The organism is Brevibacterium sp. Z349TD_9 (genome assembly GCF_056173565.1).
Genome location: NZ_CM149680.1, coordinates 690,480 through 713,781, shown reverse-complemented (window position 1 = coordinate 713,781; position 23,302 = coordinate 690,480). Strand labels below are relative to the sequence as shown.

Sequence of the window (23,302 nt, the reverse complement as noted above, 5' to 3'; positions counted from 1 at the left end):
GGAGGGTGGGAATGGGGTCAGCGCAGCCGGCTGAGGAGGTCCGCGGCGACGCTGAGCGCGATCGTCGCGGGCTGCTTCCCGGTCAGGGCGGGCAGACCGATGGGGCACGAGATCGTGTCGACGACCTCGGGGGCGTGGCCGTCGGCGATGAGGGCCTTGCGGAAGCGCTGCCATTTCGCGCTCGAGCCGATGAGCCCGATCGTGCCGAGGTCACCGCGGCTCAGCGCGGCCTGGCACAGGTGGAGGTCCTCGGCGTGGTCGTGGGTCATGATGAACACGTGCGAGCCCGGCGGCAGGGACGTGAGCACCTCTTCGCCGACGACGGCGAAGTGGCGGCTGAGCTCGGCCACCGGGGGCTCGAGCCGGTCGAGCTCGCCCAAGTGCTCGGGCCGCGAGTCGGTCACGTGGAGGTCGAGCTCGTGGCGGGCGAGGATCCGCGTGAGCTCGAGGCCGATGTTGCCGGCCCCGAAGATCGCGACCGTGGCGGGCACGGGCAACGGCTCGAGGAGGAGGGCGACCTCGCCTCCACAGCACTGCCGACCGTACTTCGCCGGTGCCTTGTCGTTGAGCCGCAGGGTGAGCATCTCCGGTTCGAAGGGGCGGTCGCCCGCATCGCCGGAGTCCCCGGTGAGCATCTCGCGGGCGCGGGTGACGGCGGTCATCTCGAGATTGCCCCCGCCGATGGTCCCATAGAGGTCATCGGCGGTGACGATCATCTTCGCTCCCGCCTCCCGCGGTGCGTGCCCGCGGACGGAGGCGAGGGTGATGAGGACCGCCGGCACCCGAGCGCTGCGGAGCTCGGCTGCTGCGTCCATCCAGGTCATGACGGCACAGGCTGCCGATCGGGGGTCGCATCACGGACGGCTTCGAGCGCCCAGAACACGGCCTCCGGGGTCGCCGGGGAGGCGAGTTCGACCGAGGTGCCTGCCGGTCCGAAGCCGGCGATCGCCTCCCGCAGAGCCTCGCGGACGGAGAAGGCGAGCATGAGCGGAGGTTCGCCGACGGCCTTCGAGCCGTAGACCGCCCCCTCCTCGTGGGCCTTGTCGAGGAGGGCGATGTTGAAGACCTCGGGCATCTCGGAGAAGCTCGGGAGCTTGTACGTGCTCGCCGCCTGAGTGGCGAGCCGACCGCGGCTCGGCTTGTCGCTCGTGTCCCAGCGCAGGTCCTCGAGCGTGAGCCATCCGGCGCCCTGGACGAAGCCGCCCTCGATCTGGCCGATGTCGATGAGCGGGGAGAGCGAGTCGCCGACGTCGTGGACGATGTCGACCCGGCGGAGCACATACGATCCGTCGAAGCGGTTGACCTCGACCTCGGAGGCGGCCGCCCCGTAGGCGAAGTACTTGAACGGCTCACCCCGCATCGTCGAGAGGTCCCAATGGAGTCCCTCCGTGCGGTAGAAGCCGGAGGCCGAGAGCTGGATCCGCTGGAAGTACGCGGTGTTGATGAGCTCTTCCCACGTGATCGTCTTCGGCGAGGACAGCGCGCTGACGATCCCGCGGCTGATCTCGACCTCGTGCGCCGGGGCCCCGAGGAGTCCTGCCGCGACCTGCCGGAGACGGCCGAGGATCTGCTCGCACGCATCCTTGACGGCCCCGCCGTTGAGGTCGGAGCCGGAGCTCGCCGCCGTCGCCGAGGTGTTGGGGACCTTGTCCGTGCGCGTGGGGGCGAGCCGCACGGTTGAGAGGGGAACCCCGAGCGTGGTCGCCGCGACCTGGAGCATCTTCATGTGCAGGCCCTGACCCATCTCGGTGCCGCCGTGGGTGACGAGGACCGAGCCGTCCTTGTAGACGAGGACGAGCGCGCCGCCCTGGTTGAAGGCGGTGAGGTTGAACGAGATCCCGAACTTCACCGGGGTGATCGCAATCCCCCGTTTGACGTGGTCGTGGGTGGCGTTGAACCGGGCGATCTCCGCTTCCCGCTCGGCCACCTCGGCGGAGGTGACGACCTCATCCCAGCAGGCCTCCATCCGGTCGGGATGGCGCACGGGCTGGTAGTAGGGGGTGTCCTGTCCGGCCTGGTAGAAGTTGCGGCGGCGCAGCTCACGGGCGCTCAGCCCCAGCTGCGGGGCGATGCGGCCGAGGATGTCCTCCATGACGAGCATCCCCTGCGGGCCGCCGAAGCCGCGGAACGCCGTCTGCGAGGTCTTGTGGCACTTCGCGACGCGGCCGTGGACGCGGATGTTGGGCACCCAGTACGCGTTGTCGATGTGGCACATCGCGCGGGTGAGCACGGGTTCGGAGAGGTCGAGGCTCCACCCGCCGTCGGCGGTGAGCGTGGCGTCGAGGGCGAGGATCCGCCCGTCCTCGGTCAGGCCGATCCGCCACGTCGAATGGAAGCCGTGGCGCTTTCCGGTCATCGTCATGTCCTGCGTGCGGCTCAGCCGCAGCCGGACGGGCCGACCGGTGAGCTTCGCGCCGAGGGCGGCGAGCGCTGCGTACCCGTGGGGCTGCATCTCCTTGCCGCCGAATCCTCCCCCCATCCGCAGGCACTGGACGGTGACCTCGTTGGCGGGGATCCCGAGGACGTGGGAGACGATGTCCTGGGTCTCCGTGGGGTGCTGGGTCGAGCACTGGATGAAGACCTGGCCGGACTCGTCGACGTGGGCGAGCGAGGCCTGGGTCTCGAGGTAGAAGTGCTCCTGCCCGGCGAATTCGAATTCGCCGGAGAAGACGTGCGCGGCGTCGGCGAAGGCGCCGTCGACGTCGCCCTTGTCGATGACCGGCTGGACCCCGTGGTAGCTGCCGGCGGCGATCGCATCGCGCACGGTGATGAGCGAGGGCAGCGGGGTGGCGTCGACGACGACCGCGGCGGCGCCGGCCTTCGCCGCCTCGAGGTCCTCGCCGAGGACCCAGGCGACCGGCTGGCCGAAGAACATCACCTCGTCGGTGGGCAGCATCGGTTCGTCGTGCTTGACGCCCTGGTCGTTGACCCCGGGAACGTCGGCTGCGGTGATGACGCGCACGACTCCGGGCACCGCGTACGCAGGCGCCGCGTCGACGCGGTCGAGGCTCGCGTGGGCGTGCTCGGACTGGACGGGGTAGGCGTGGAGGACGCCGGTGAGTCGCCCGACGAGGTCGTCGGTGTAGAGCGCGGCGCCGGTGACGTGACCGAAGGCGCTCTCGTGGTGGTGGGATTCGCCGACGACAGGGTCGGCGGGGCGCTGGGAGAGATGGCTCATCGTCCTGCCTCCGTTCGGATCATGCCGGGCCCGCTCGCGCCCAGCTGTTCGGCGAAGAAGCGCTCGAGTGAGGAGCGCAGCATCGCAGTGCGGTACCGGGAGCTCGCCCGGTGGTCGTCCATCGGGGTGCCTTCGGCGGCGAGGGTCTCGGCCGCGTCATGGACGGTCTCGAGCGTCCACGGCCTGCCTTCGATCGCCGCTTCCGTAGCGAGGGCGCGCAGCGGGGTCGCCGCGACGCCGCCGAGGCCGATGCGGGCTTTGTCCACGATGCCGTCGGAGACGTCGACGGCGTAGCCGATGGCGACCGACGAGATGTCGTCGAAGCGGCGCTTGGTGATCTTCTGGAACGAGGTGAGCGGGGAGAGCGGCAGCGGGATCCGGATCGCAGTGATGAGCTCGCCGGGCTCGCGCACGGTCTGCCGGTAGCCGGTGAAGTAGTCGGCCAGCGGCACGACCCGCTCCCCGCCCGCCGAGGTGAGCACGAGCTCGGCCTCGAGGGCGAGGAGGGCCGGCGGGGTGTCGCCGATCGGCGAGCCGGTGCCGAGGTTGCCGCCGATCGTCGCACCGTTGCGGATGAGGCGCGAGGCGAACTGCGGGAAGAGCTTGCCGAGCAGCGGGACGGATCCGGCGAGTTCGCGTTCGATCTCGCTCAGGGTGTTCGCCGCCCCGATCTCGACATGGGTCTCCGTCCAGCGGACGCCGCGGAGCTCGGGCAGCCGGTCGATCGCGAGCAGCGACTTCGCCCGGGCGCCCTTGATGTTGACCTCGACACCCCAGTCGGTGGCGCCGGCGACGACGAGGACGTCGGGTTCGAGGCTGAGGATCTCGACCGCCTCGGCGAGGCGGGTGGGACGACGATACCGTCCCAGCTCACCGGTGGGGGTGTCGGGTCGGTGGAGGTCCGTGGCCGCCGAGGCCGGCGCCGGGTCGCTGCGGCGCGCGGCCAGGGCATCATCGTCGGTGGGGTCGCCGAGGGCGTAGGCTGCGTCCCTGATCGGGCGGTAGCCGGTGCAGCGGCAGAGATTGCCGGAGAGGGCGTGGATGTCGAATCCGTTGGGACCGTGGTCGGAGTCGGTGGGGCGCTCGGGGCGGTAGTACTCCGCGGCCATCGAACAGATGAAGCCCGGGGTGCAGTAGCCGCACTGGGAGCCGCCGCGCACGGCCATCTCCTCCTGGACGGGGTGGACGTCGTCGACCGAGCCGAGGCCTTCGGCGGTGATGACCTCCTGGCCGTCGAGGGCCGCTGCCGGCAGCAGACACGCATTCACCGAGGTCCAGCGGGTGCCGTTCTCGCCATCGGGTCGGGCGATGAGGATGGCACAGGCTCCGCATTCGCCTTCCGCGCAGCCTTCCTTGGCTGCCGTGAGCCCCTGACCGCGGAGGAAGTCAAGGGCGTTGGTATGTGTGGGGCCGTCGAAGTCGTGATCGGTGCCGTTGACCGAGATCCGACAGCTCGAGCGTTCCGTGGTCGACGCGGACATCGCACTCACCTCCTGCGCCTCGTCGGTGAGGCGCACAGTGCATGGTTGGAACAGATGCCTTCGCTCTCCCGGACTTCTGGTTATCCATGCGAACAGCAGCGGAGAGCAGTGAGGGCGTCGGGGCACAGGCCACCGACGGACCGGCGTGCGTCAGTCGCCGTGGGCGATCTGCCCCTTCGTCCAAGCTGTCTGCTCCGTCACAATGCTCACCCTCCCAAGATAGCCGAAATGGGACCGCGAACGAAGTAGAGGACGAATCCGACGGAGACGACCCAGAGCAGCCAGTGGACGTGCTGTCCGCGACGGCTGAACGCGTGGATGAGCGCCCAGGAGATGAATCCGACGCCGATGCCGTTGACGATCGAGTAGGTCAGGGGCATCGTCACCATGGTGAGGAAGACCGGCAGCGAGGTGCGGAAGTCGCTCAAGTCGATCTCCCGGATCTGGGAGACCATCATCGCGCCGACGACGACGAGGGCTGCCGCGCCGGCCTCCATCGGGATGACCCCGATGAGCGGAGCGAAGAACATCGAGAGGAGGAAGAGGACGCCGGTCACGCACGCGGCGAGACCGGTGCGTGCACCCTCGGCGATGCCTGCGGCGGAATCGACGAAGACCGTGTTCGACGACGCCGAGGCGCCGCCGCCGGCGACCGCGCCGAGACCCTCGATGATGAAGGCGCCGCGGATGCGGGGGAACATGCCGTCCTTCGTCTGCAGGCCGGCACTGCGGGCGAGACCCGTCATCGTGCCCATCGCGTCGAAGAAGTTCGTGAACACGAGGGTGAAGACGAGCATCGTCGCGGCGAGGACTCCGATGCGCTCGAACGAGCCGAAGAGGTCGAAGGCGCCGATGAGGGAGAAGTCGGGCAGAGCGACGATCTGGCTCGGCAGCTGCGGAGCGCTGAGGTTCCAGCCCTGCGGGTCCGGGTTGACCGGGTCGCCGACGGTGCCGAGCTTCGCGAACGCCTGGATGATGATCGCGGCGATCGTCGCGACGATCATCCCGATGAGGATGCCGCCGGGGATCTTCCGGGCCACGAGCACACCGATGAGGATGAGCGCGCCGATGAAGACCACGGTCGGCAGGGAGGCGATCGATCCGTCCTGCCCGAGCTGGACGGGCGGACCGGCGGGCGTGCGGGTGACGAAGCCGGAGTTGACGAAGCCGATGAACGCGATGAAGAGGCCGATGCCCACCGTGATCGCGACCTTGAGGGCGTGGGGAACGGCATTGAAGATCGCCGTGCGGATGCCCGTGGCGCCGAGGACGACGATGATGACGCCGTTGATGATGACGAGCCCCATCGCCTCGGCCCAGGTGACCTCCTGGACGACGGAGACGGCGAGGAAGCTGTTCATCCCCAGGCCGGCGGCGAGCGCGAACGGGAGCCGGGCGACGACGCCGAAGAGGATCGTGATGAGACCCGCGACGAGGCCGGTGACGGCCGTGAGCTGCGCGAAGTCGAGCGTGCCGCCGGTGACGTCGGCGGAGCCGCCGAGGATGAGCGGGTTGAGCACGACGATGTAGGCCATCGCCACGAAGGCGACGATGCCGCCGCGGATCTCCTGGCGCACCGAGGATCCGCGCTGGGTTATCTCGAAGAATCTGTCCAGTGCACTGGGACTGCCGTGCTCGACGGGTGCCGTGTCCCGCCCTGAATCGTTGTCAGCCATTTTCATGGACCACCTCAAACTGTTCGATTTGGTCGGCCGCAACATCGTCGTCGCGGCCCTGCGCCTTGAACGTGCGCATTGAAACGAGACAGTCAGCGCACGGGAGGCCCCGCCAGGACTTCCACGATGCGGAAAACTATTTCTATTTCATTTGGACAGTCTCGCGTCACACCCAGGGGTGTGTCAATCGTCACAGGGCCGTGAGGGGAATCGAGACACAACTGACACCAGTGTAGTCTCCGGGTCGCCGTGACGACTCCGGACAGCAGAGAACCCCCTGGATGACCAGGGGGTTCATGTGGCGGTGGCGGTGGGATTTGAACCCACGGTACGGGGTTACCGTACACAACATTTCGAGTGTTGCACCTTCGGCCGCTCGGACACGCCACCGCCGACAACAATACAGTCGGTGCCGCAGGAGGGCCAAATCATCGCACCGTGAGAGCGGTCACCTCTGTCGGCACCTCACCCTCGGAGGGCGGTGAAGAACTCGCGCAGCAGCGCCGCACTCTCCTCCGCGCGCACGCCCGCGTAGACCTCAGGGTGGTGGAGAGCCGCACGGTCGCGCGGGATGTCCCAGATCGAGCCGACGGCTCCGGCCTTCTCGTCGAAGGCGCCGTAGACGAGGCGGGCGATGCGGGAGCCGACGAGTGCGCCCGCGCACATCACGCACGGTTCGAGGGTGACGACGAGGGTGCAGCCGTCGAGGCGCCAGCGTCCGGTCGCCTCGGCGGCGGCACGCAGGGCGATGAGCTCGGCATGGCCGAGCGGATCCTCGTCGACCTCGCGCCGGTTGTGGCCAGCGCCGATGACCCGGCCGTCCTCATCGACGACGACGGCGCCGACGGGGACGTCGTCATGTGCGGTCGCCCGGGCCGCCTCGGCGAGGGCAAGATCCATCCACTCGGGAAAGCGGTTCAGCGTGCGGCCTCGAGCTGATCGGCGAAGCCGACGGTCTCGCCGACGTGGGCGACGACGCGGGCCGGGTCCGACCGGTGCTGCTCGACCTGCTCGATGAGGTCGGCCGCCGGGAGCCCCCGGTCGGCGTAGATGTCGGCGTCCCCGCCCCATTCGGCGTCGCCGTCGAAGTCGAGCATCTCGATCTCGTCGTCGTTGTCGTCCTCGTCCTCGTCCTCGGAGGTCTGCGTCTCCTCGTCGAGGCCGAACTCCTCTTCCGGCTCGGCCTCGTAGGCGTCGGGGCGGGAGTCGAGGTAGTCGGCGAAGATCGCAGCGAAGGGACTGAGCTCGACGGCCCGGAGGTCGGAGAGGAAGACCTTGACCTCGTTGTCCCGGCACAGCCGCACGAGGCCGAACCACTCGTCCTCGTGCTCGATGACGGCGATCGCCTCACCGTCGTCGGAGCCTGCGGTGCGCATCATGTCGACCAGGCCGTCGAGGTCCGCGGCGTCACGGACGTCGACGTCGAGGGCGCGGAAGCCGTCGCTGGACTCGGCAAGGATCTCACTGAAGTAGGACATGTCTCCATTGTGGACTCTTCTCAGTCCTTTCACCACAGGATCCGCTCTTTCTCCGCCTGTGTTTCGACGTACCATTTCCTGTATGCGCCTACACGTAGCCGATCACCCGCTCATCGCCCACAAGCTCAGCGTCCTCCGTGACGAGAGCACCGATTCCGCGCGGTTCCGGCAGCTCACCGAGGAGCTCGTCATGCTTCTCGCCTACGAGGCCACGCGCTCGGTCGCCGTCGAGGACCGCGAGGTGTCCACCCCGGTCTCGACGTTCACCGGCACCCGCCTGGCCGAACCCCGTCCCGTCGTCGTCCCCATCCTCCGCGCGGGCCTCGGCATGCTCGACGGGATGCTGCGCATCCTCCCCACCGCCGAGGTGGGATTCCTCGGCATGGTCCGCGACGAGACGACGTTCGAACCCACCGCCTACGCCGACCGGCTGCCCGATGACCTCAGCGGTCGTCAGATCTTCGTCGTCGATCCGATGCTCGCCACCGGCGGCACCCTGGCCATGGCCATCGACTTCCTCCTGGCCCGCGGTGCCCGCGACGTCACTGCCGTCTGCCTCGTCTCCGCCCCCGAGGGCGTCAAGCGCATCGAACAGTCGTACGGGGAGTCGGCGCACGTCGAGATCTACACCGCGGCCCTCGACGAACGCCTCAACGAGCAGGGGTACATCGTCCCCGGGCTCGGCGACGCCGGGGACCGGATGTACGGCATCGTCGACTGAGAGCCTCGGCGTCATAGTTCGTCACACTCGTCTCAAAAACGGCGAATCCTTTGCAGGCGCGTCAGACTGTGACGAATAATGAAGACATGACCTCTGTGACGTATCAGCCACGAATGTGCGCGGCAGCCATGTGTATGCCCTGCGTTCGTCGTCGGTGATCGTCCTTCCGCTGTCCGACCGCGAACGAGTGTACGTCAGCCACGCAGCGGACCCCCACGACTCACTCAGAGGACAGCCATGCCGAATCCAGAGCCGAACTACGTCCACCCCCGCAGTGCCGTCGCCGTCCGGAGGGCAGGAGCCAGGTTGAGCGCCGTCGATCCGCAGAACCCTCCGCACACGTACGGACCCAGCGGTGTCGTCCCCTCCCCGAAGGCCGCCCGCGGGATCATCGTCTACATCGGCCTCGACGAATCGAAGGCCGCCGCCGACGGCACGAACCTCTCCGCGATCGCCGGTGAACTCCAGGCGTACGCGAAGGAGCTCGCCTCGCAGGCCGAGACGCAGGCCGTCATCGCCCTGGCCCCGGAGGGCCGCGGCAGCGACATCGATGCCGTCCGCGCCGTCGCCAACGGCTCGCCGGCCGCCAGCGGCACCCCCGCAGGCACCCACGGACCCGTGCGCTCCCGCATTCCCAACCGCATCCACCCGCCTGCGCTGCGCGACGACGCCGCTGCTGGCGGCTACGGCGCCCACCCGGGCGAAGCCTTCGGAGAGAAGGCGGCCGAGCGTCTGCGCATCGACATCCCCCGCCGGGAGGTGCGCATCGACGGCGACCTCGTCGACGTCACGACGAAGGAGTTCGACCTGCTCGCCACCCTCGTCTCGCACCCGGATGAGACCCTGCCGCGCGACGCCCTCATCGCCGCCGTGTGGTCGGGCTCGGAGGAACCGGACGAGCGCACCGTCGACGTCCACATCCGCCGGCTCCGGCGCCGCCTCGGCGAGCACTCCTCGGTCATCCGCACGATGAGGGGTGCCGGCTACCGGTACGACACGCACCCCGACGTCACCGTGTGGTCGGCGACCGCGCACCGGTGATCCGGGTCGCACCACCCACCCAGGAGGGGGTCAGACTTCGCGGTTATGCTCGTTGATCGATGAATCAGGCATATCCCCGAACCCGTTCCGCGCGGAGGTCCGCGAAGGGAGTCACCGCACTCGTCTTCGGCATCCTCTATGCCGCGTTCCTTCTCCTCCACCACCTCCTCCCCTCCCGAGCAGGCATCGCCCTGCTCGTCGAGAGCATCCTGCCGTGGACGGGCGTCATCGTCGGCCTCGTCGCCCTCATGGCGCTCTTCCGTTTCTCCGTGCTCTCGGTCATCGGCGTGCTCGTACCCTCCATCGTGTGGCTGACGATGTTCGGCACAGCACTCCTGCCGGGCAAGGACGCGGGCACGGCCGACCTCACGGTCGCCACCCAGAACGTCGGAGCCCGCCTGCCGCAGCCCACCGCCACGGCGAAGAACCTCATCGACGCAGAGCCCGACATCCTCACGATCCAGGAACTCGAGTCGCTCTCAGGCCAGATCATCCGCAAGGAGCTCGACTCGGCGTTCGAGAACTCACAGGTCGTCGGCACTGTCGGGGTGTGGTCGAAGTGGCCGATGTCCGCCCCCGAGGCGGTCGACCTCGGTCTGCCGTGGGAGCGGGCCTTCGCAACGACGGTGTCGACCGACCACGGCGATGTCCGCTTCTACGCCGTGCACATGCCCTCGGTCCGGCCCGGGCATGAGGCGATGCGCAATGCCGCCCTGCGCCGCCTCGCGACAATCGTCTCCGCCGACGAGGCCGAGCGGGTCATCGTCGCCGGCGACTTCAACACCGCGACGACGGACCGCAACTTCTCCGAACTCGTGCCCCCGCTCGAGGACTCCCGGGTCGAGGCCCACGGCGGCTTCGGCTTCACGTGGCCGTCGGTGTTCCCGGTGACCCGTCTCGACCACATCCTCTACCGCGGTTTCGATGCGACCTCGGACCGCGTGCTCGGACGGGGCACGAGCGACCACCGCGCCGTCATCGCCGGACTCGACCTCAGCTGACGAGCACACTCACTTCGTGCACTGGCCCGTCGGCTGCGGGGTGCTGCTGCTCGCTCCCGCCTGCAGCTCGTCGCGGATCTCGGCCCGGGTGAGCGCATAGCCGGTCTCCTCATCGGTGGCGGAGCGGGCGAAGACCATGCCGATGACGTTGCCGTCGGAGTCGAGGAGGGGTCCGCCCGAATTGCCCTCCCGGACGATTCCGCGCACCGAGTAGACCTCGCGGACGACGCTGGACTCGTCGTAGATGTCGAGCCCGCGGGCGTTGATCCTCTCGCGCACTCGCGACGGAGAGATCGTGTACGGACCGTTGGCGGGAAAGCCGACGACGACAGAGTCGTCACCGGGACCGGCCGGTGAGCCGAACTCGAGCGCGGGAGCATCGAGTTCGGGGACCCTGAGGACGGCGACATCGGCTTCGGGATCGAATTCGACCACCTCGGCGGAGTAGGGACGCCCCGTCCCTCCGACCTGGACGGCGAGGCTCGTCGACCCGGCGACGACGTGGGCGTTGGTGGCGACGAGGCCGTCGCTGTAGACGAACCCGGTGCCCTCGGATCCGGCGGCGCATCGGGTGGTCGTCGTCGTCACCTTGACGACGGACTCCTCGACGCTGCGGCCGACCTCGACCATACCGGAGTCGGGTTCGCCGACACCGCGGATCTCCTCGGTCTGGCCGGAGAAGACCTGTGGGAAGCCCGTGGCGCGCAGTGTCGAGGCGAGGTCGCCCAGCGCCACCTGCGAGGAGTACGGGATCGTCCGGTCGATCGCGGCGATGACCGCGGAGTCGGCGACCCACCGGTTGGGTTCGACGAGCGGGGAGGCACGGACGAATCCGGCGGCGAGCCAGAGGACGAGGACGTAGACGATGCCCGCGGTCACCGTCCCGCCGATCGAGTCGATGCCCTGCCCGAGCTCGGAGTCCATGGCCCGCCGGATCGCGATGCCGATGCCGTTGCCGGCGAACGCGAAGAGCACGCTGAGGACGAGCGGCATCGCCGCGAGCAGGGCGATGACCCCGGGGTTCTCCATCGCCTGGGTGCCCGCGGAGATGTTCTCGACCAGCGGGGAGGTCAGCCGCCCGGCGATCCAGCCGACGACGAAGCCGACGACCGTGCACAGGCCGATGATGAAGCCCTGCCGGAAGCCGAGGAAGAGCGCAGCGATACCGAGGAGGACGATGATGACGTCGACGATCACGCCGGCCTCGCCTCACCTCGGGAGGCTGAGAGCAGACGGTCACGGGCTCCGGCGAACTCACGCAGTTCGTAGTTCTCGATGGTGCGCTCCTTGGGTCCGCCGAGACCGGCGAGCAGACGCATCCGTGTCGTCGCCAGCTGCCCGGCGAGGCGGATCATCGTCCGCATCTCCTGCTTGCCCCCGGGGAAGGTCTTCGCCCAGCGTTTGCCCTGCTTGCGGCCCTTCCACGTTCCGAGCATGTCGACCTCGGCGTGGGAGAGCCACCCGGAGTTCGCGTAGTCGCCGAGCATGTTGCGGGTGTGCAAACGCTCGCTGCGGCGGAGGATGAGGCCGGCGACGACCCAGCAGGTGGTGAGGATGAAGCTGAGGACGATGAGGCCGATGATCTGCGCAATGGGGCTGATGAGCTGGAGACCCGTCATCGACCCGTTCCAGATCGCGTGGAGGCACATGCCGACGAAGAGTCCGGGCAACCACATGAGGATGACCGCCCACCACGGCCATTTGCGGGCGGCGAAGCCGATCGTCACCCCGGCCCAGGACGAGAACGCCGTGTGGAGCAGGGGTGAGCAGAGGCAGCGGAGCACGAAGGTCACCCACAGGCCGGAGGTGCTCTCTTCCCACGCGGCGCCGAGGTAGAGGACGTTCTCCGTGAACGCGAAGCCCGCCCCGATGAGCGCGCCGTAGACGAGGCCGTCGAGGGGCCCCTCGAAATGACGCCGGGCGAGGAGGACGATGACGACGAGGAGGGCGGTCTTCGTCGTCTCCTCGACGACGGGGGCTTCGACGACGGTCTTGAACACGTCGGGCACCGCGCCGACGCCGGCGAAGTAGAGGGCGACCTCCCCGACGAGGGAGACGAAGAGGGTGAGGACGACGGAGGCGACCGCTCCCCAAAGGAGGCAGAGGCCGAGGAGGAGCTTCGGTTGGGGCTTCCACCGATCGAGCCACAGCACGTAGGCGATAATCCCGATGAGGGGGATGGCCGAGAGTCCGATGAGCCCGAAGATCCTCGCACCGAAGCTGAAGCCGCCCCAGATCGCCATGACGAGGAGACCGAAGACGAGGGCGCAGACGGCGAGGATCGCGAGGACGAGGCGGACGACGTTGCCCGGCGATCCCGGCTCGGCCGGTTCCGGCGTGCGCCGCACGGCCCCTGTCCACGGAGTCTCGGCGACCCGGTGCTGCGGGGGCTGCATCTGTGCGCGCACCCGCATCTCCTGCGTCACCGTCGGCGCGAACCGCGGCTGCTCGTAGACGCGGGACTGCATCGGCTGGCCGGGATGGGACTGGTGGCCGGGACGGGTCATCTGCCCCGGCGGCGGGATGCGCAGGCCGAGGTCGGGACCCGGTCCGGGGGCCTGCCGCCGCATCGGCGGCGGGGCCGCGGTGCGCTGGGGGTTCTGCGGCCGCGGGCGGAAGCGGTCATCGCTGCGGCGGGGATCGACGACGGGGCCAGGATGCTGACCACCGTGATTCGGGCCCGGGCCGTGCGGAGGGCCTGCATGTTCCGACATACACCGTCCTTCTCGATCGGATGCAGGGCGTTGACTGCTCGTCCAGTCTACGGTTGATCGCTGACACCGGGCCGAGCGGTTCGTGTCTGTTCGGCAACAACCCGCCTGGCCATCCGTCTCCCACCCACTCGTGTCCCAGCGGGTGTGGATCCCCTTCCCGCGTTCGCGTCTCGTCGCCCTGCCGAATCCCCTCGTCCTCGCCGAGGCGGTCGGTCCGTCCCGCGCCGACCCCGGTGGTGTGCCGTCCCCCACTCGTCTCCCCAGCCGCTGCCACTCGTGCTCGTTCGCCTGTGGAGGCTCGATCCGCTGTCCACAGGCGCAGAATCGCCTCTGGCCACCGCGGCCCGTCGGGCGTGCAATCGTGCCATGAGCACTCACAGACCTCTCACATGTCCATCCGTCCTCCTCGTCGTCCTCACTCTCCTCCTCTCCTTGGGATCGTCCCCGGCAGCGGGGAGGTCGAACCTCGGTGAGGTCCCGCTCTCAGCGGCCTCCGGACTCTACGGTCCCGGCCTCTGGCATGAGGCCGCCGAGGGCAGGACCTGGTACGGCGCCTACCGCACGTTCGAGGACAGGTACGCCTACTGCATCGACGCCGGACGGCAGTCCCCGCAGCCGGCGAACTTCGACGGTGCGCAACCGCGCACGGTCACCTCGGCGCAGACCGCGTGGGCGCTGCACACGTACGGGACCTCGGATTCCGCCGACGTCCAGGCGGCACTGAGCACGATGGCGCGACTCGACGAACGGATCGACCACGACCATGCGGTGCCGCCGCAGGAGCCGGGTGAACTCGGCGCGGACTTCGCCGGGGCCGCACAGCAGTATGCGGCGATCACGGAGGAGGCGAAGAGGCTCGCCGGCCCGTACACGCTCGCCGTCTCCCTCGAACGCTCCCTCGACATGCCCGTCCTCGAACCCTACGGCAGCACCGAGGAGGATGCCGCGCCGTCGACGGCCGACGTCCCTCCGACCTCGGGCGCGGTCACCCTCACCGTCTCCCTGACCAGCGCCTCCGGAGCGTTCGTCCCCGACGTCCCCATCGAACTCACCATCAAGGGAGCCGAAGGTCCGACGAGAGTGACGAGCGGGACGGCAGAGATCACCGAGATGCTCAGGGCCACCGAGCCGGGGACAGTGAGCGTCACCGCCACGGCGACCGTGGCCCCGGAGACCGTGCGCCTCTACGAACCGACCTCCGGCACCCGCGTCCAACGCGTCATCACCGCCGACGAACCCGTGACCGTCACCGACGAGGCCTCACTCGACGTCGACTCACAGCCGCGCGTGACCACGGAGATCTCCGAGGAGCGCCCGCAGCCGGGAGACACCGTCACTGATGCGTTCACGGTCTCCGGTCTCATCGGCGATCACAGGGTCGATGTCGTCCACGAGCTGTGGACCACCTCGTCGAAGCCCGCGATCGGCACCCGCAATGACGATGCCGAAGTCATCGGCACCGTGACCTCGAAGGACATCGGCAACGGCACACACACCTCGGCGGGCATCCGGATCCCTGAGGATGTGCGCGGCTGGGTCTACTTCACGGAGACGATCGCCGCCGACGAGAAGACGTCGGAGTGGAAGGGCATCCACGGCCAGCCGAAGGAGACAGGATTCGTCCCATGGACGCCGACGGCTGACACCCGCGCCGAGATCGAGGGATCCCAGGTCACCGACGAAGTCGCCGTCACCGGCCTGCGTCCCGGCGCCGAGGCGAAGCTCACCGTCACCGCGTACCGCACCGACTCCGAACCCCAGCAGTCGACGGAAGCGTCGGGCACGGAGCTCGCCTCCCAGGACATCACCGTCGTCGCCGACCAGGAGGGCACGGCCACGGTGAGCACGGAGCCGATCGACATGCCCGTCGGGTGGGTGACGTTCGTGACGACGATCCACGCCGACGACGTCCATGAGGGGTGGACGAGCGACTGGGGCATCCCGTCGGAGACCGTCAGCCGTCCGCCGGCCGAGAAGCCGAGCACGCCTCCGGCGCCTCCGTCACCCGAACAGCCGTCGACCCCGCCGTCACCCGAGCAGCCGTCGACCCCGCCCGCACCGGAGCAGCCAAGTCCGCCGCCGGCACCCGAGCAACCGAGCACTTCCCCGCCGGTCGAACCCGTCGCCGAGGAGCCCGAGGCTCCGCGCGCCCCGGACGAACTGCCGCGGACGGGAGTCCAGGGGCACACGATGCTCATCGGGGTCGGCATCGTCCTCATCGGCCTCGGCGCCGCGATCCTCTTCGTCACCGGACGCCGGACCCGTGATGAGTGAGCCCGGCGACCACGGGTCATGGGCTCTCGATGATCGCCGCCGCCGCGCGGAAGAAGTCGAGCAGCCGTCGGGATAGAGCCTCGATGCGGGAGTCGAGGGCGGCGCGGGTCTCCCCGACCTCACCGTGGGCGCGCAGCGCGTCGAGGAACTCGCGCACCGCCGGGATCCGGTAGCCGGCCGCCCGCAGCTCCGCGGTGATCCTCGCATCCCGGATCGCAGCGGTCCGGTAGACCCGGGCGCTCGTGCCGCCGAGCGCGACCCGGTCTGGCGAGACGAGGCCCTCGTCCTCCCAGAACCGCAGGGTCGAGGCCGGGACGCCGAGGGCGTGCGTGAGCTGACTCATCGTCATCGACTCGGCGCCGTCGTCGGTCTCCGCATCGAGGCCGACCAGCATCTCCCGCACCGCGACCGCCCGGGTCCGCTCCGCGTCGAGACCGGCGGCGAATCCGCCGAGGACCGCTGCCGTGTCGGCAGGCGAGCGCTTCGGCCGCGAGATGAAGGTATCGAGGGCGGCCACGGGACCGATCGCCGAGGCGAGCCTCCGGTAGGCGACGAGTGCGCGGACATGGTCGTCGGTGAAGACACGGTAGCCGTTGGGTTGGCGCTCGGCGGCCGGTATCGCTCCGAGGGTCTCGAGCCTGCGCACCTGCTGCACCGAGCAGTCGGCCGCCCGTGCCGCCTCGGCCGTCGTCATGCCCACGAGCGCGATCCGACATAAGCACTTGAAGTGCACACTTGAAGCATGAGCATGAACGACATCCTAGACGCCGTCCGCCGCTTCGACGGGGTCCTCGAGCTCGCTCCGACTCCGGGCAGTGAGTATCCCGAGGTCGCGTGGGGCGATCACTTCCTCTACTTCGCCCCCGACGGCGAGGTCCCGCAGCGGGTCCAGCCCTACGCGACGATCATCACGAAGGACTACCCCGACGACACCCTGTCACGACTGAGCGAGACAGGGCGGTGGCGGGTGAACATCCATGTCGGGCGGCATCGCTTCGCCGACCTCCTCGGCGAGGAGCCCACCGCGCCGGGCGCCGAGACGGGCTGGGACTTCGCCGCCGCGGACACGCTCCTCCCCCATCCTCTCTACCGCACGCAGGGGTGGGTCGCGATCGTCGCACCGGGACCGAACACGATGGGGCTCGCGCTCGACCTCCTCGCCGCTGCGCACGCCGATGCCGCACGCCGGTGGCATCGGCGCTGACTCGACCTCAGACTCCCGAGGCCCACTCCTTCGCCCACGCCCGGGAGCCGTTGGCAAGGAGTCCGACGTCGGCGCCGACGAGGACGAAGGAGGCACCGGCGTCGAGGTACCTCCTCGCCTGGACGGGGTCGAAGGCGTTGACGCCGACGGGTTTGCCGGCGGCACGGACGGCGTCGAAGGTCTCGAGCACCGCCGCGGTCACCCGCTCGTGCGTCTGCTGACCGAGCAGTCCCATCGAGGCGGCGAGATCGGAGGGACCGACGAAGACCGCGTCGATGCCCTCGACGGAGGCGATCGCCTCGGCGTTCTCCACCGCCGTCACCGACTCGATCTGGACGGTGAGGGAGACAAGCTCGTCGGACCTCCCCAGGTAGTCGGGCACGGTGTTCCACCTCGATGCCCGGGCGAGGGCGGAGCCGACCCCGCGCACCCCGTGCGGCGGGTAGCGCACGGACCGGGCCGCCTCCTCGGCGTCGGCTGCGGTGTCGACCATGGGCACGAGGATGTTCTGCGCACCGAGGTCGAGGTGCTGCTTGATGAGCACGCGGTCGCACGCGGGCACCCGGACCACGGGGGTCGCCGGGTAGCCGTTCATGGCCTGGAGGAGACGGGTCGTCGTCTCCAGACCCAACGGCGAGTGCTCGGCGTCGAGGAGCACCCAGTCGAGACCGGATCCGGCGGCGATCTCCGCGGACACCGGCGAGCCGGAGCTCACCCACATCCCCGCGAGATGACCGCCGTCCTCGAGCTCGGCGAGGCGGTCGGCGAAGGTCGGGGGCAGGTCTAGGCGAAACGACATGTGATGACTCCCAGGTCTCCGTAGTCGGCGTGGACGGTGTCGCCCGGATGCACCCACATCGGGCGGGTGAACGAGCCGGCGAGCACGGTCTCGCCCGCCCGCAGGGTCTCCCCGTGGTCGGCGAGCTTGTTCGCCAACCACGCGATGCCCCGCCCGGGATGGTCGAGGACAGCGGCGGCGACGCCGGAGTCCTCGATCGTCTCGTTGCGGTAGAGCAGGGCTGCGACCCAGCGGAGGTCGACTGAGTCGACGGTCACGGGACGACCGCCGAGCACCATCGCGCCCAGGGCTGCATTGTCGGAGATCGTATCGACGATCGTCCGTCCCTCCATCTCGATCCGGGAGGAGAGGATCTCGAGGGCGGGCACGACGTACTCGGTGGCCCTGAGCACGTCGACGAGACCGACGCCGGGACCCGCGAGGTCCTCGCCGAGGACGAAGGCGAGCTCGACCTCGACGCGCACCCCCGAGTACTGCGAGTGGTCGATGACCGCCCCGGTCTCATAGACCTGGTCTGAGAAGATCGTCCCGTAGTCGGGTTCGGTGATGCCGGTTGCCTGCTGCATCGGCTTCGACGTCAGCCCGATCTTGTGACCGACGACGCGCCGTCCCTCGGCCTCGCCGCGGCGCCGCCATTCCGCCTGCACCGCGTACGAGTCCTCGACCGTCATGTCCGGGTGGGCGGCGGTGAGCAGCCCGATCTTCTCCCGTGACCTCTCGGCGGCGGCGAGATCGTCGGCGATGCCGGCGATGACCGTCTCATCGAGCATGGTGATCCTCCTTCTGGGCTCTTCCCCGCGGTCGGCTCAGAGCTGGTGGCCGAGCTTGAATTCCTCTTCGCCGTCATCGGCGCCCGAGTGGGCGGCGGTGTCGCTCTCGGCATCCTCGCGGCGGGTGTAGGAGAATCCGTCAGCGCCGATGGTCACCTCCATCTCGGAGTCGTCGGTGCGCTTCGTCAGCGGCACCGGGTTGCCCTCGAGGTCGAGGACGGTCGAGGCATCGGTGTACCACGAGGGCACAACCGGGTTGCCCCACCAGTCGCGGCGCTGGTTGTCGTGGACGTCCCAAGTCACCCGCGGATTGTCCGGGTCGCCGGTGTAGTAGTCCTGCGTGTAGATCTCGATGCGGTGGCCGTCGGGGTCGCGCAGGTAGAGGTAGAAGGCGTTGGAGACGCCGTGGCGGCCGGGTCCGCGCTCGATCATGTCGGAGAGGCGCAGCGCTCCGAGCTTGTCGCAGATCGCCAAGATGTTGTGCTTCTCATGCGTGGCGAACGCGACGTGGTGCATGCGCGGCCCGTCGCCGCCGGTCATCGCGGTGTCGTGGACGGTGGGCTTGCGCCGCATCCACGCTGCGTAGACGGTGCCCTCGTCGTCCTGGATGTCCTCGGTGACGCGGAAGCCGAGGTCCTCCATGTAGCCCACGGCCTTCGGGACGTCCGGGGTGACCTGGTTGAAGTGGTCGAGGCGGACGAGCGCACCGGGCGAGTAGAGGTCGTAGCGCCAGGCGAGGCGCTCGACGTGGTCGACGTCGTAGAAGAACTCGTACGGGAAGCCGAGCGGATCTTGCACGCGCACGGAGTCGCCGATGCCGCGGACGAAGCCCTCGGACCGCCGCTCAACGGGACATCCGAGCTCACGGTAGAACGCCTCGGCGGCATCGACGTCCTCGGGGGTGCGGACCCGGAACGAGAACGCGGCCACGGCGGCCTCCGGGCCCTTCCGGAGGACGAGGTTGTGGTGGATGAACTCCTCCATCGACCGGAGGTAGACGGTGTTCTCGTCCTCCCACGTGACCTGGAGGTCGAGGACGTCGACGTAGAAGTCCCGGGACTTCTGCAGGTCGGTGACGACGAGTTCCATGTACGCGCAGCGCACGACATCGGGCGCGGCGACGGTGGGGGTGGTGATCGATTCGGTCATGATGGTGTTCCTCTCACTGCTTCCCGAAGACGGGGTTGTGGACCTCGCCGAGGTTGATGTGCACGGCCTGCTGGTCCGTGTAGAAGTCGATCGAGCGGTATCCGCCCTCGTGGCCGAGACCCGAGGCCTTGACGCCGCCGAACGGGGTGCGCAGGTCTCGGACGTTGTTCGAGTTCAGCCACACCATTCCGGACTCGACGGCCTGCGAGAAGTTGTGCGCCCGCTTGAGATCTGAAGTCCAGATGTAGGCGGCGAGCCCGTACTTCGTGTCATTGGCCAGCGCGAGCGCCTCCTCGTCGGTGGAGAAGGGGGTGATCGCGACGACGGGTCCGAAGATCTCCTCCTGGAAGATCCGGGCGTCGGGCATGACGTCGGCGAAGACGGTGGGTTCGACGAAGTTGCCGGTCTCGAATCCCTCGGGTCGGCCGCCGCCGGCGACGAGGCGCGCCTCGCCCTTGCCGATCTCGACGTACGACATGACCTTCTCGTAGTGCTCGGGGTGGACGAGGGCTGCGACCTCGGTGGCGGGGTCCGAGGGCAGGCCGACCTTGACGCGCTTGGCCTGCGCGGCGTAGCGCTCGACGAACTCGTCATAGATCGACTCCTCGACGAGGATGCGCGAACCGGCGGTGCAGCGCTCCCCGTTGAGGGAGAAGACACCGAAGATCGTCGCGTTGATCGCTGCGTCGAGGTCGGCATCGGCGAAGACGACGGCCGGGGACTTGCCGCCGAGCTCCATCGAGAGGCCCTTGAGCCAGGGTGCGGCGTTGGCGAAGATCGTCTGTCCCGTCTTCGACTCACCGGTGAAGGAGATGAGCGGGACGTCGGGGTGCTTGACGAGAGAGTCCCCGGCGAAGCCCTCCTCCCCGAAGCCGTTGACCATGTTGAACACGCCGGTGGGCAGGCCCGCCTCTTCGAAGATGCCCGGCCACAGCGACGCCGAGAGCGGGGTGAACTCGGCGGGCTTGAGCACGACGGTGTTGCCGGTCGCGATCGCCGGGGCGAGCTTCCACGACTCGAGCATGAACGGGGTGTTCCACGGGGTGATGAGGCCGGCGACGCCGATCGGCTTGCGGTTGACGTAGTTGGCCTGCCGGCCGGGAACCTTGTAGGCGTCGTCGACCTGGGCGACGATGAGGTCGGCGAAGAAGCGGAAGTTCTCCGCCGCCCGACGCGCCTGGCCCTTGGCCTGGGTGATCGGCAGACCGGAATCGTACGACTCCATCTCGGCGAGCTCGTGCTCGCGGCTCTCGACGATGTCGGCGATCCTGTTGAGCACCCGAGCGCGCTCACGCGGGAGCATCGTCGGCCACGGCCCCTCCTCGAAGGCCTTCTTCGCTGCCGCCACGGCCCGGTCGATGTCGGCCTTCTTGCCGGAGGCGGCCTTGATGTAGGGCTCGTTGGTCACCGGGTTGATGACGTCGAACTCGTCGCCGTCGAGGGAGTCGACGAACTCCCCGCCGATGTAGTGGCGGATCTTCTCCGGCAGGTTCGCAGGTGCAGTGGTGGAATCGGTCATGACTTGTCCCTCTCTGGTGCGGTGGTGGCTTCCTGGTAGCTGTGCAGTGTGGCGGTGCGGTGGGCGCGGACGACCCGTTCGACCTCGTCCGCCGAGGCGGCCGCCCGGATGAGTGCGATGATCCGGGAGTGCTCGTCGACGGAGTCGCGTGCCCGTCCGGGCACGAACGCGAACGTCGAGTTCCGCAGGTGCGCGAGCCGATCCCATTCGAGGCCGACGAGCGTGCGCAACCGGTCGTTGGGGCAGCGGGCGAAGAGCGCGGCGTGGAACTCGTGGTTGAGGCGGGTGAATTCGACGGCGTCGAAGTCGGTGAGCAGTGCCCGCATCTGCTCGTTGAGGTCCTCCGCCGCGGCGAGGTCGGCCGCGGTGATGTGGGTCAGGGCCTGTGCGGTCGCCGCGCCTTCGAGCACGGCGACGGCCTCCATCGACTGGACGTAGGATCCGTGGTCGACCATCGCCACCCGGGCCCCGACGTTGCGTTCGAAGGTGACGAGTCCGTCGGCCTCGAGCCGGCGGATCGCCTCCCTGACGGGGACGACCGAGGTGTCGAGCTCAACGGCGATCTGGGAGAGCACAAGCTTGTCACCGGCGTCAAAGGTGTGATCGCCGATGCGCTCACGGATCCACTGGTACGCGTGCTCGGCCTTGCTCAGAGGCTGGCTCGGCGACACCGGCTGCGCACTCATCGCGCGGACTTCCATTCCTCGAACTTCGCCTTCCATTCGCCCTTGGGCGGGAAGAGCTCTTCGATCGGGTTGCCGGCGGCGACCTGCTCGGCGACCCAGCCGTCCTCGACCTCTTTGGCCAGGGCGGCGTCGACGACCTCCTCGGCGAGGTTCCGGGGGATGACGATGACGCCGTCGTCGTCGCCGACGATGACATCGCCGGGAAGGACGGTCGCGTTCCCGCAGGCCACGGCCACATCGGACTCCCACGGGACGTGCTTGCGGCCGAGCACCGCAGGGTTGCGGGAGGTCGCGAACACCGGGAGGATGCCGGCCACCTCGGCGGAGTCGCGGACTCCTCCGTCGGTGACGACCCCGGCGGCGCCGAGAGCCTTGGCCCGCAGCGCGAGGACGTCGCCGAGGGTGCCCGATCCGGACTCACCGCGGGCCTCGATGACGATGACCTCGCCCTCCCCCAGGCTGTCGAAGGCGCGCTTCTGCGCGTTGTAGCCGCCGCCGTGGGATGTGAAGAGGTCCTCACGGTTGGGCACGAAGCGCAGGGTCTTCGCGACGCCGACGATCCGGCTGCCCGGGGTCAGCGGGGCGACGCCCTCGATGACGACGTTGTTGAGCCCGCGGGCCCGCAGCTGGGCCGAGAGTCCCGCCGTCGGGGCCTCGGCGAGCTTCGCCCGCAGCTCTGCGGGGAGGGCTGCGCCGAGGGCGGCACTGTCCGTGCCGCCCTCGGCCGGCAGGCCGGCGGCCTCCGCCGAGCCCCACGCGTCGATGCGCAGGTCGTCGGTGACGGCAGGAGTGCTGCCGAGGTCGGCGTCGAAGTCGCCGGGGCCCTCGACGACCTCGGTGCGCAGGCGACCGGAGCTCAGCTCCTGCCCCGTCCTCGCCGAGGCGGTGCTCACCTCGACCTCGACGACGTCGCCGGGGACGACGACGCTCGAGCCCGACGGGGTGCCGGTGAGGATGACGTCACCGGGTTCGAGGGTGAAGTGCTGGCTGAGGTCGGCGATGATCCGGATGAGCGGGAAGATCAGCTGCTCGGGACCGGTGCCGTCGTCTTGGACGAGGGAGCCGTTGACCCAGGTGCGGATGCGCAGGGCCTCGGGGTCCACCTCGGCGGCGGGGATGAGTTCGGGGCCGAGGGGGGTGTAGCCGTCACGGCTCTTCGACCTCACGTTCGAGCCCTTGTCGGGGGCCTTGAGGTCATAGAGGCCGAAGTCGTTGGCCGCGGTGACGCCTGAGACGTGGTCCCATGCGGCCTCGGCGGGGATGCGGTGGGCAGGGGTGCCGATGACGACGGCGACCTCGCCTTCGAAGGCGAGCAGTTCGGTGCCGGCGGGACGGGAGATCGTCTCACCGCTGTCCGCGAGCGAGCTCGTCGCCTTGAGGAAGTACGAGGGAGCGGCGGGTCGGCGGCCGCGCTGGGCGGCACGGGACTCGTAGGCCACGTGGACGGCGATGATCTTGCCGGGCCGGGTGGGGACTGCTGCGTTCGTCATCGAAACCTCGTTCTCTCGTCCTTGACTTCTTGGATCGTATACGATGCAGAAGCGGTCGACAAGGGTTCGACCGAATTTTGTCGGAACGCACCCCCGCCTCGGCGTGATCGTATATGAACTG

Annotated in this window: 20 protein-coding genes and 1 tRNA gene; 5 read left to right on the top strand and 16 right to left on the bottom strand. The window is 69.1% G+C overall.

Annotated features, from left to right (window positions below):
• Positions 1–17 precede the first annotated feature (17 nt).
• From xdhC to AC0VYB_RS03035, 7 genes are all read right to left on the bottom strand, one after another.
• Positions 18–824: a xanthine dehydrogenase accessory protein XdhC gene (gene xdhC, locus AC0VYB_RS03065; protein WP_063249932.1), complete on the bottom strand. Its 807-nt coding sequence runs from the start codon at positions 822–824 to the stop codon at positions 18–20.
• Complete coding sequence (gene xdhB, locus AC0VYB_RS03060) at positions 821–3,178, bottom strand: xanthine dehydrogenase molybdopterin binding subunit (RefSeq protein WP_009377988.1); 2,358 nt, start codon at positions 3,176–3,178, stop codon at positions 821–823. The genes xdhC and xdhB overlap by 4 nt, the downstream gene beginning before the upstream one ends.
• Positions 3,175–4,659 carry a xanthine dehydrogenase small subunit gene (locus tag AC0VYB_RS03055; RefSeq protein WP_063249985.1) on the bottom strand — a complete coding sequence of 495 codons (1,485 nt, stop codon included), beginning with the start codon at positions 4,657–4,659 and terminating at the stop codon, positions 3,175–3,177. The genes xdhB and AC0VYB_RS03055 overlap by 4 nt, the downstream gene beginning before the upstream one ends.
• A gap of 206 nt (positions 4,660–4,865) precedes the next feature.
• A complete protein-coding gene (locus tag AC0VYB_RS03050) occupies positions 4,866–6,335 on the bottom strand; it encodes an NCS2 family permease (RefSeq protein WP_193338393.1) in 1,470 nt (489 codons plus the stop codon).
• Positions 6,336–6,634: 299 nt separating this feature from the next.
• Positions 6,635–6,725 (bottom strand) — tRNA-Ser (locus AC0VYB_RS03045).
• Between the two features lie 75 nt (positions 6,726–6,800).
• Entirely contained in the window at positions 6,801–7,235 is a 435-nt protein-coding gene (locus AC0VYB_RS03040) for a nucleoside deaminase (protein WP_063249934.1), read from the bottom strand.
• A 17-nt stretch (positions 7,236–7,252) separates the two neighbouring features.
• A complete protein-coding gene (locus AC0VYB_RS03035; RefSeq protein ID WP_101624146.1) occupies positions 7,253–7,813 on the bottom strand; it encodes a tRNA adenosine deaminase-associated protein in 561 nt (186 codons plus the stop codon).
• 82 nt (positions 7,814–7,895) lie between these two features.
• Between AC0VYB_RS03035 and upp the strand changes: the two genes are divergently transcribed.
• From upp to AC0VYB_RS03020, 3 genes are all read left to right on the top strand, one after another.
• Positions 7,896–8,534 (top strand): uracil phosphoribosyltransferase, encoded by a 639-nt coding sequence (gene upp, locus AC0VYB_RS03030; RefSeq protein WP_009377978.1) that lies wholly within the window; start codon positions 7,896–7,898, stop codon positions 8,532–8,534.
• Between the two features lie 237 nt (positions 8,535–8,771).
• A complete protein-coding gene (locus AC0VYB_RS03025; RefSeq protein WP_009377977.1) occupies positions 8,772–9,575 on the top strand; it encodes a winged helix-turn-helix transcriptional regulator in 804 nt (267 codons plus the stop codon).
• 59 nt (positions 9,576–9,634) lie between these two features.
• Positions 9,635–10,576 carry an endonuclease/exonuclease/phosphatase family protein gene (locus tag AC0VYB_RS03020; RefSeq protein WP_009377976.1) on the top strand — a complete coding sequence of 314 codons (942 nt, stop codon included), beginning with the start codon at positions 9,635–9,637 and terminating at the stop codon, positions 10,574–10,576.
• Positions 10,577–10,585: 9 nt separating this feature from the next.
• Here AC0VYB_RS03020 and AC0VYB_RS03015 read toward each other — a convergent pair whose 3' ends face one another.
• Together AC0VYB_RS03015 and AC0VYB_RS03010 are read right to left on the bottom strand one after the other, a co-directional pair.
• Entirely contained in the window at positions 10,586–11,773 is a 1,188-nt protein-coding gene (locus tag AC0VYB_RS03015) for a MarP family serine protease (protein ID WP_144588360.1), read from the bottom strand.
• Positions 11,770–13,290 (bottom strand): PrsW family intramembrane metalloprotease, encoded by a 1,521-nt coding sequence (locus tag AC0VYB_RS03010; RefSeq protein ID WP_475385032.1) that lies wholly within the window; start codon positions 13,288–13,290, stop codon positions 11,770–11,772. Before AC0VYB_RS03010 ends, AC0VYB_RS03015 begins: the two co-directional genes overlap by 4 nt.
• Positions 13,291–13,656: 366 nt before the next feature.
• On the opposite strand from AC0VYB_RS03010, the gene AC0VYB_RS03005 reads away from it, so the two are divergent.
• Positions 13,657–15,564: an LPXTG cell wall anchor domain-containing protein gene (locus tag AC0VYB_RS03005; protein ID WP_475385031.1), complete on the top strand. Its 1,908-nt coding sequence runs from the start codon at positions 13,657–13,659 to the stop codon at positions 15,562–15,564.
• Positions 15,565–15,580: 16 nt separating this feature from the next.
• On the opposite strand, the gene AC0VYB_RS03000 is transcribed toward AC0VYB_RS03005, so the two are convergent.
• On the bottom strand, positions 15,581–16,258 hold the full coding sequence (locus AC0VYB_RS03000) for a MerR family transcriptional regulator (RefSeq protein WP_475385256.1): 678 nt from the start codon (positions 16,256–16,258) through the stop codon (positions 15,581–15,583).
• A gap of 48 nt (positions 16,259–16,306) precedes the next feature.
• Here AC0VYB_RS03000 and AC0VYB_RS02995 point away from each other — a divergent pair, with 48 nt between their 5' ends.
• The gene (locus AC0VYB_RS02995; protein WP_227007105.1) at positions 16,307–16,768 is read left to right on the top strand and encodes a DUF6194 family protein; all 462 of its coding nucleotides are present in this window, start codon (positions 16,307–16,309) and stop codon (positions 16,766–16,768) included.
• A gap of 7 nt (positions 16,769–16,775) precedes the next feature.
• Here AC0VYB_RS02995 and AC0VYB_RS02990 read toward each other — a convergent pair whose 3' ends face one another.
• The 6 genes from AC0VYB_RS02990 to AC0VYB_RS02965 are packed head-to-tail and all read right to left on the bottom strand — an operon-like array spanning position 16,776 to position 23,181.
• Positions 16,776–17,567 carry an HpcH/HpaI aldolase family protein gene (locus AC0VYB_RS02990; RefSeq protein ID WP_308443553.1) on the bottom strand — a complete coding sequence of 264 codons (792 nt, stop codon included), beginning with the start codon at positions 17,565–17,567 and terminating at the stop codon, positions 16,776–16,778.
• Positions 17,552–18,337 carry a fumarylacetoacetate hydrolase family protein gene (locus tag AC0VYB_RS02985; RefSeq protein ID WP_009377963.1) on the bottom strand — a complete coding sequence of 262 codons (786 nt, stop codon included), beginning with the start codon at positions 18,335–18,337 and terminating at the stop codon, positions 17,552–17,554. The genes AC0VYB_RS02990 and AC0VYB_RS02985 overlap by 16 nt, the downstream gene beginning before the upstream one ends.
• Before the next feature lie 36 nt (positions 18,338–18,373).
• On the bottom strand, positions 18,374–19,486 hold the full coding sequence (hpaD, locus tag AC0VYB_RS02980; protein ID WP_009377961.1) for a 3,4-dihydroxyphenylacetate 2,3-dioxygenase: 1,113 nt from the start codon (positions 19,484–19,486) through the stop codon (positions 18,374–18,376).
• Positions 19,487–19,499: 13 nt separating this feature from the next.
• Positions 19,500–21,005 (bottom strand): 5-carboxymethyl-2-hydroxymuconate semialdehyde dehydrogenase, encoded by a 1,506-nt coding sequence (hpaE, locus tag AC0VYB_RS02975; protein ID WP_193338397.1) that lies wholly within the window; start codon positions 21,003–21,005, stop codon positions 19,500–19,502.
• On the bottom strand, positions 21,002–21,691 hold the full coding sequence (locus AC0VYB_RS02970) for a GntR family transcriptional regulator (protein ID WP_040341697.1): 690 nt from the start codon (positions 21,689–21,691) through the stop codon (positions 21,002–21,004). The genes hpaE and AC0VYB_RS02970 overlap by 4 nt, the downstream gene beginning before the upstream one ends.
• Positions 21,688–23,181, bottom strand: coding sequence for a fumarylacetoacetate hydrolase family protein (locus tag AC0VYB_RS02965; protein WP_193338398.1), 1,494 nt, complete (start codon positions 23,179–23,181; stop codon positions 21,688–21,690). Before AC0VYB_RS02965 ends, AC0VYB_RS02970 begins: the two co-directional genes overlap by 4 nt.
• Between the last annotated feature and the right edge of the window lie 121 nt (positions 23,182–23,302).